The organism is Rhodospirillaceae bacterium (genome assembly GCA_016712715.1).
Lineage (GTDB): Bacteria > Pseudomonadota > Alphaproteobacteria > Dongiales > Dongiaceae > Dongia.
In genome coordinates this window covers 816,145-822,500 of the sequence record JADJQM010000001.1, presented here as the reverse complement: position 1 = coordinate 822,500, position 6,356 = coordinate 816,145, and the positions used below count along the sequence as shown (strand labels likewise).

The following is a 6,356-nucleotide window of genomic DNA, read 5'->3' as shown; positions in this document are numbered from 1 at the left end:
TAGCCGTAGGGGAACCTGCGGCTGGATCACCTCCTTTCTAAGGAAGCGAAGGTCAAGAGCTCACACTCCTCCTTTGCTTTACCAACAACTACTGAAAACCACTCAAGATTACTGGCTCTGATGGGGTAACCCGTCGGATCCGCCGTCTGCGTATCCCTTCTCGAGAAACAGGCCAGGCCATCAATGTGAATTGATGTTGCCGGGCGGCGGTGTTTTGCACCGTTGGGGCCGTAGCTCAGTTGGGAGAGCGCTAGCTTTGCAAGCTTGAGGTCGTCGGTTCGATCCCGATCGGCTCCACCACTATCGTGGTGTCGCCGATCTCGGATGTTGCGTTTGTCGGCTTCGCCGACGAGGGCGGCTCCGGGTAAAAAGGATCCTCACTGTTTCTCGGAAGAATATGGGCTAGTAGCTCAGCTGGTTAGAGCGCGCGCTTGATAAGCGTGAGGTCGGAAGTTCAAATCTTCCCTGGCCCACCATTGTTTGCGCGCGACGCCTCCCGCGAGGGAGTGCCGCCGCTGAGCGGGTTCAAGAGTTTGAGGTGTGCCACTGGGCTACGGTCTGGTGGACTTCTTCGAAAAGCTGTTTGTCATTGTAGATCTGATGCAAGCGACCACGGGCGGTCTTTCCCGTATAAACCGCATGTGGGTGGCTGGCTAAACCTGACTGGAAACCAAGTGATTGGTTGTCCGGGTGGGGTAAGCTGTCATTCACTGAGCCTGTGGTCGTATAGATTACCAACTGAAGTGCTGAGTGTGCCGAGGCCTTTGGTCTCAGCTTGTGAGATTGAGGGTTAGGATCAAGCGCGTTAAGGGCATTTGGTGGATGCCTTGGCATTGAGAGGCGATGAAGGACGTAGCACGTTGCGATAAGCCACGGGGAGCCGCGAGCAGGCTTTGATCCGTGGATTTCCGAATGGGGAAACCCCACCGTAAGGTGATCCTTATCTGAATACATAGGGTAAGGAGGCGAACCCGGGGAACTGAAACATCTCAGTACCTGGAGGAAAGGACATCAACAGAGACTCCGCTAGTAGTGGCGAGCGAACGCGGACCAGGCCAGTGGTACTTAATCTTAGAACTAGAACTGTCTGGAAAGGCAGACCGTAGTGGGTGATAGCCCCGTACGGGTAGGAAGGCTTTATATCCTTGAGTAGGGCGGGACACGTGAAATCCTGTCTGAACATGGGGGGACCACCCTCCAAGCCTAAGTACTCCTCAGTGACCGATAGTGAACCAGTACCGTGAGGGAAAGGTGAAAAGCACCCCGATGAGGGGAGTGAAATAGAACCTGAAACCGAATGCCTACAAACAGTGGGAGCCTCGTATGGGGTGACGGCGTACCTTTTGTATAATGGGTCAGCGAGTTGGTCTTACGAGCAAGCTTAAGCCGGTAGGTGGAGGCGTAGCGAAAGCGAGTCTGAACAGGGCGATTGAGTTCGTAGGATTAGACCCGAAACCGGGTGATCTAGCCATGGACAGGTTGAAGGTCGGGTAACACCGGCTGGAGGACCGAACCCGTATCCGTTGAAAAAGATGGGGATGACCTGTGGATAGGGGTGAAAGGCCAATCAAACTCGGAAATAGCTGGTTCTCCCCGAAATCTATTTAGGTAGAGCGTCGGGTGATTCACCGCTGGGGTAGAGCACTGGATGGGCTAGGGGAGGCGATCTTTACCAAACCTAACCAAACTCCGAATACCAGCGGTTTAGATCCCGGCAGACAGACTGTGGGTGCTAAGGTCCATGGTCGAGAGGGAAGAGCCCAGACCGCCAGCTAAGGTCCCCAAATGGTGGCTAAGTTGGAAAGGATGTGGGAAGGCCATAACAACCAGGAGGTTGGCTTAGAAGCAGCCATCCTTTAAAGAAAGCGTAATAGCTCACTGGTCTAATTAAGCTATCCTGCGCCGAAAATGTATCGGGGCTAAAGCCATGCACCGAAGCTGCGGGTGTGATCAGGGTAGCGTCCTGTTCACGCAGTAGCGGAGCGTTCCGCAAGTCTGTGAAGGTGTTCCGTGAGGGATGCTGGAGGTATCGGAAGTGAGAATGCTGACACGAGTAGCGATAAAAAGTGTGAGAAACACTTTCGCCGTAAGTCCAAGGGTTCCTGCGCAAGGTTAATCCGCGCAGGGTGAGCCGGTCCCTAAGGCGAGGCCGAAAGGCGTAGTCGATGGGAACCTGGTTAATATTCCTAGGGCCTGTTGGAAGTGACGAATGCCGTAAGTTGTTACCACTTATCGGATTGTGGTGGCCGCGAAGGTGTTCCGGGAAATAACTCCCAGCGTATAGACCGTACCCCAAACCGACACAGGTGGACAGGTAGAGTATACCAAGGCGCTTGAGAGAATGATGTTGAAGGAACTCGGCAAATTGCCCTTGTAACTTCGGGAGAAGAGGGCCCTATTTGTGGGCAACCATGGGTGGGGGCACAGAACAGGGGGGTAGCGACTGTTTAACTAAAACACAGGACTCTGCTAAATCTTTAAGACGACGTATAGGGTCTGACGCCTGCCCGGTGCTGGAAGGTTAAGAGGAGGGGTGCAAGCTCTGAATCGAAGCCCCAGTAAACGGCGGCCGTAACTATAACGGTCCTAAGGTAGCGAAATTCCTTGTCGGGTAAGTTCCGACCTGCACGAATGGCGTAACGACTTCCCCGCTGTCTCCAACATCACCTCAGCGAAATTGAATTCTCCGTGAAGATGCGGAGTTCCCGCGGTTAGACGGAAAGACCCCGTGCACCTTTACTACAACTTTGCAGTGGTATTAGGAATCGCATGTGTAGGATAGGTGGGAGCCTATGAAGCGGCGGCGCCAGCTGGTGTGGAGGCACCCTTGAAATACCACCCTTGCGATTTTTGATATCTAACCGCGTCCCGTTATCCGGGACCGGGACCCTGCATGGTGGGTAGTTTGACTGGGGCGGTCGCCTCCCAAAGAGTAACGGAGGCGCGCGATGGTGAGCTCAGGCTGGTCGGAAATCAGCTGTTGAGTGCAATGGCATAAGCCTGCCTGACTGCGAGACCGACAAGTCGAGCAGAGACGAAAGTCGGTCATAGTGATCCGGTGGTCCCGAGTGGAAGGGCCATCGCTCAACGGATAAAAGGTACGCTGGGGATAACAGGCTGATAAAGCATCTAAGCGGGAAACCCACCTCAAAACTAATACTCCCTATGAGAGCCGTGGGAGACCATCACGTTGATAGGCCGGGTGTGGAAGTGCGGTAATGTACGGAGCTAACCGGTACTAATCGCTCCACTGGCTTGATCTTCGCCTTCATACTTGCAAGGCACTGCCGAAAGGCAGCTGAACTACAGGCCTCGGCACATTCAGCACTTCATATTGGTAATCGCTCGTCCCACAAGACGAGTTGCAATCCGGCCTTCGATGACCTGGTGGTTATGGCGAGGGGCCTGCACCCGATCCCATCCCGAACTCGGCCGTGAAAACCCTCAGCGCCAATGGTACTGCGTCTCAAGGCGCGGGAGAGTAGGTCGCCGCCAGGTCTTCAAAGTCCGGATAAATATTGCATCAGCCCTTCTTCGCTCCTCCAGAGCTTCGAAGGGTACATCAACAACGACAACAATTACAAAGGCGCGCTCATCAACAAAGCGCGCCTTTCGTCCTTCAAACGCACCAAACATCCTTACGCGGGATGGAGCAGCCCGGTAGCTCGTCAGGCTCATAACCTGAAGGTCGTAGGTTCAAATCCTACTCCCGCAACCAAATACCAACTAAACGCCCCGCGCACCTCACATGCGCGGGGCTTTTTGATTCCGGACGGGTACTTGTCGCAGGAGGAAAGTTACAAGTCTCAACACGGTGTAGCGCGCCACTTGATCCTGGAGTTGCCGCCACTTGAATCTGGAGCACTCCGAACACGCCAGTTCTAAGGACGTTCTGGCCGCTTTTCATGCTCCTCTAAATCGGCCTTGTATCGCACGATCAGAGCGTCATATAGGGCGACGCGCGCCCGGCGTTCCGCAATTATCTCGGCCGTTATATCAACGTCCTCGCCGCCCTTGCCGCGCGTCCAGTGTGTGAGCGTTCCGGCCTCAAGCGGAGCCAGCCGTTCCAGGTCCTTGGCTCTCTCTTTGGTGTACGTTTGGATGGCAAAATCAACCAGCTCCAGGTAGCGATTGCCCTGCATCATTACCTCCTGCACCTTCTAAGTCTCAGTGCGGGCAGCGTAGCCCGATCAACAGGCGGGAGATACCCTCTAAGAAACCACCCCTTCGCGACGCGAAAAGCTGGCCCGGTAGCTTCGCAAAGCCAGCCCCCGGATGCGGTGGCCGAGCAGCTTCAGGCCCATCGGCCCAAGCTCCCGCCGCCATAGCTCCGTCGGGGTATCGTCGGGCCGGATAAAGCACCAATCCTGATCTAGTTCGCGGCCCGTGTCGTACCCGTCATCCAGCTCGTAGACCGTGCCCCCGGTGACCCTTTGGCCGGCCGCGATCGCCTGCTCAATGGCATCCTTGCCCCGGTATAGGGGAAGGAGCGAAGGGTGGTAGCCGATTGCCCCTAGCCGTGCCGCCTGTCGCGCCGGCCGGGTGACGTAGGCATGGGCATGAGCGCAGACGATCAGGTCGACGTTGTAGGGGAGATGCGCCGGAGTCACTTGCCGGTCGGCCAGGTGCAGGGATATGCGGTGCCGGATGGCCGCGACGCCGAGCCGATCGTCGGCCGATGGAGCGATCACGCGGGCCACCTCGACCTCGCCGATCGAGAGGCACCGCTCCAGCACCTTTTCACCCAGCCATTTCTGCCTCACGAGGGCCAGGCGGAGCGGCGCTACCAGCTCGGTCTTCATGTCGCCTCCCCGATGTATCGGAAACCCTGGACCGCCCGGAAATGGCCTCCGAAACCGGCGCCCGGCGCGTTGCTCTTGAAGTTCACGGCCGAGCGGGCGATCGACGCCTTCGACCGCTCGCGATTGTCGCCGTGAAGGACAGCCGAAACCTGCGTCCAGGAGCGATCACGCCGTAGGGCGGCCGCCAGGCCCGGGTGGCTGGTATGGAAGAGCGTCGGCATGCGAAGGCCGAAGCGGTTCTTGCCCGCCCGCCAGCGACCACAGACGGCATTCAGGAAGCGCATGCCGACGCCGGCGCCTTGCCACTCCGGCATGACGACCAGGCGGCACGCGCGGGCCTCCAACATGCCCGGCCTGGTCGAGAAAGCGACGTGGGCCACGGGCTCGTCATTCACAAAGGCGACGTAGCACCTGGCGGCGATCATCTTCGGCAATTTCAGATAATGATGCGGCTCAAAGTGCGGCCACCATCGCCAGTCGGTTTCGCGGATCTCCAGCTCGATCGCCGGCCGGCGCCTTCGCCACCTCGCGTGAAACCGCCCGTCCTTCAGATCCAGCACCCAATCGGGTTGCAGCCAGTCGATGATGTCGTAATGGCAGCTTAACAGCAGCGCCTGGCCGACTGGCCGCCGGCGCCAGGCTTTACCGAATGCCATGGCGCCCACGCGGGCGATTTGGCGATCGACAACAGACGAGAATTCGTCGACCACCACGCGGGTCACGTCGCCGGCGACTAGGCGCGCCAAGTCGGCGCGGAATCGCTCGCCATTAGACAGCACGCGATACGGCCGCAGCCATGTCGGCACGGAGCCGAGGCCCACAGCCGCCAGCGCCGCCGTAACGTCGTCAAAGGCCGCGCCGGGTGCGACGGCGTCGATGATCGGAGCATCGGGCCAATCGGGCGTGTAGACGGAATCCTGGCCCCACAGGCGCTGCCCTAGGCTGCTCTTGCCAGCACCGGATGGCCCGACGATGACGCCGAGGCGCCAGGCCAGATCCTCGATCGGCAGTTCGGCATCGAGATCGAAGGTGGCGCCGCTTTCGACATTGAAAAGCGACTTAACGCGAGCGGCGCGATAACTCTCCGCCTCATCGCAGCTATGGTGGACCGAGATCTTCATACGGTCACCACGCGGACTTCGTGGCGCCGTCGCAGCTTGTCATAGATGCGCCGTTGCTCGGCTTCATCGGCACACAGCACGATGACGCCAAATCGTGGGCGATATTTGAAGCCGTTACGGCCGGGGAGTTTTCGACGGGGTTGCGCCATGATCGTCCTCGCTGACGTCTGGCGCTTTGGTGCGCTCGGATTCCGGGGTCTCGCCCTGCGGATATGGTTGATAGTCCGGCAGCGCCGGCACTTTATTTCGATTTCCGCGCTGCCTCCAGAACGTACTATGAACAACAGGGCGCGGCAAGAACCGCAGCGTATCGACTCCATTGCGAATCACATCTACCAATAACCCGCCCCTGCAGGGGTGCGGGTTGGGTTTACCCATGCGTGTCGCAAGCACGCGGCTTGGGCTGTTTCCGCAGCCCGGCCCCCGCCAATTC

Annotated in this window: 4 protein-coding genes, 3 tRNA genes and 3 rRNA genes (1 of these 10 running past the window's edge); 6 read left to right on the top strand and 4 right to left on the bottom strand. The window is 58.2% G+C overall.

What is annotated here, in order from left to right:
* The 6 genes from IPK59_04170 to IPK59_04145 all read left to right on the top strand — a co-directional run.
* Nucleotides 1-37, top strand: a 16S ribosomal RNA gene (locus tag IPK59_04170); it begins 1,458 nt to the left of the window's first position.
* A gap of 187 nt (nt 38-224) precedes the next feature.
* Nucleotides 225-300: transfer RNA gene (locus IPK59_04165), tRNA-Ala, on the top strand.
* A gap of 99 nt (nt 301-399) precedes the next feature.
* Nucleotides 400-476: transfer RNA gene (locus tag IPK59_04160), tRNA-Ile, on the top strand.
* A 318-nt stretch (nt 477-794) separates the two neighbouring features.
* Nucleotides 795-3,263, top strand: a 23S ribosomal RNA gene (locus tag IPK59_04155).
* Between the two features lie 120 nt (nt 3,264-3,383).
* Nucleotides 3,384-3,498: ribosomal RNA gene (rrf, locus tag IPK59_04150) — 5S ribosomal RNA — on the top strand.
* Together the 16S, 23S and 5S rRNA genes with 3 tRNA genes alongside form the textbook arrangement of a ribosomal RNA operon.
* Nucleotides 3,499-3,641: 143 nt before the next feature.
* Nucleotides 3,642-3,718: transfer RNA gene (locus IPK59_04145), tRNA-Met, on the top strand.
* A 163-nt stretch (nt 3,719-3,881) separates the two neighbouring features.
* Here IPK59_04145 and IPK59_04140 read toward each other — a convergent pair.
* From IPK59_04140 to IPK59_04125, 4 genes are all read right to left on the bottom strand, one after another.
* A complete protein-coding gene (locus tag IPK59_04140; GenBank protein MBK8158000.1) occupies nt 3,882-4,142 on the bottom strand; it encodes a hypothetical protein in 261 nt (86 codons plus the stop codon).
* A 69-nt stretch (nt 4,143-4,211) separates the two neighbouring features.
* Nucleotides 4,212-4,802, bottom strand: coding sequence for a methionyl-tRNA formyltransferase (locus IPK59_04135; protein MBK8157999.1), 591 nt, complete (start codon nt 4,800-4,802; stop codon nt 4,212-4,214).
* Nucleotides 4,799-5,923 (bottom strand): ABC transporter ATP-binding protein, encoded by a 1,125-nt coding sequence (locus IPK59_04130; protein ID MBK8157998.1) that lies wholly within the window; start codon nt 5,921-5,923, stop codon nt 4,799-4,801. Before IPK59_04130 ends, IPK59_04135 begins: the two co-directional genes overlap by 4 nt.
* Nucleotides 5,920-6,243, bottom strand: coding sequence for a Com family DNA-binding transcriptional regulator (locus IPK59_04125; protein MBK8157997.1), 324 nt, complete (start codon nt 6,241-6,243; stop codon nt 5,920-5,922). Before IPK59_04125 ends, IPK59_04130 begins: the two co-directional genes overlap by 4 nt.
* Nucleotides 6,244-6,356 lie beyond the last annotated feature (113 nt).

Coding starts and splice junctions, on each gene's coding strand:
- IPK59_04140 (MBK8158000.1), bottom strand. CDS start 4,142: ATGCAGGGCAATCGCTACCTGGAGCTGGTTGATTTTGCCATCCAAACG.
- IPK59_04135 (MBK8157999.1), bottom strand. CDS start 4,802: ATGAAGACCGAGCTGGTAGCGCCGCTCCGCCTGGCCCTCGTGAGGCAG.
- IPK59_04130 (MBK8157998.1), bottom strand. CDS start 5,923: ATGAAGATCTCGGTCCACCATAGCTGCGATGAGGCGGAGAGTTATCGC.
- IPK59_04125 (MBK8157997.1), bottom strand. CDS start 6,243: ATGGAGTCGATACGCTGCGGTTCTTGCCGCGCCCTGTTGTTCATAGTA.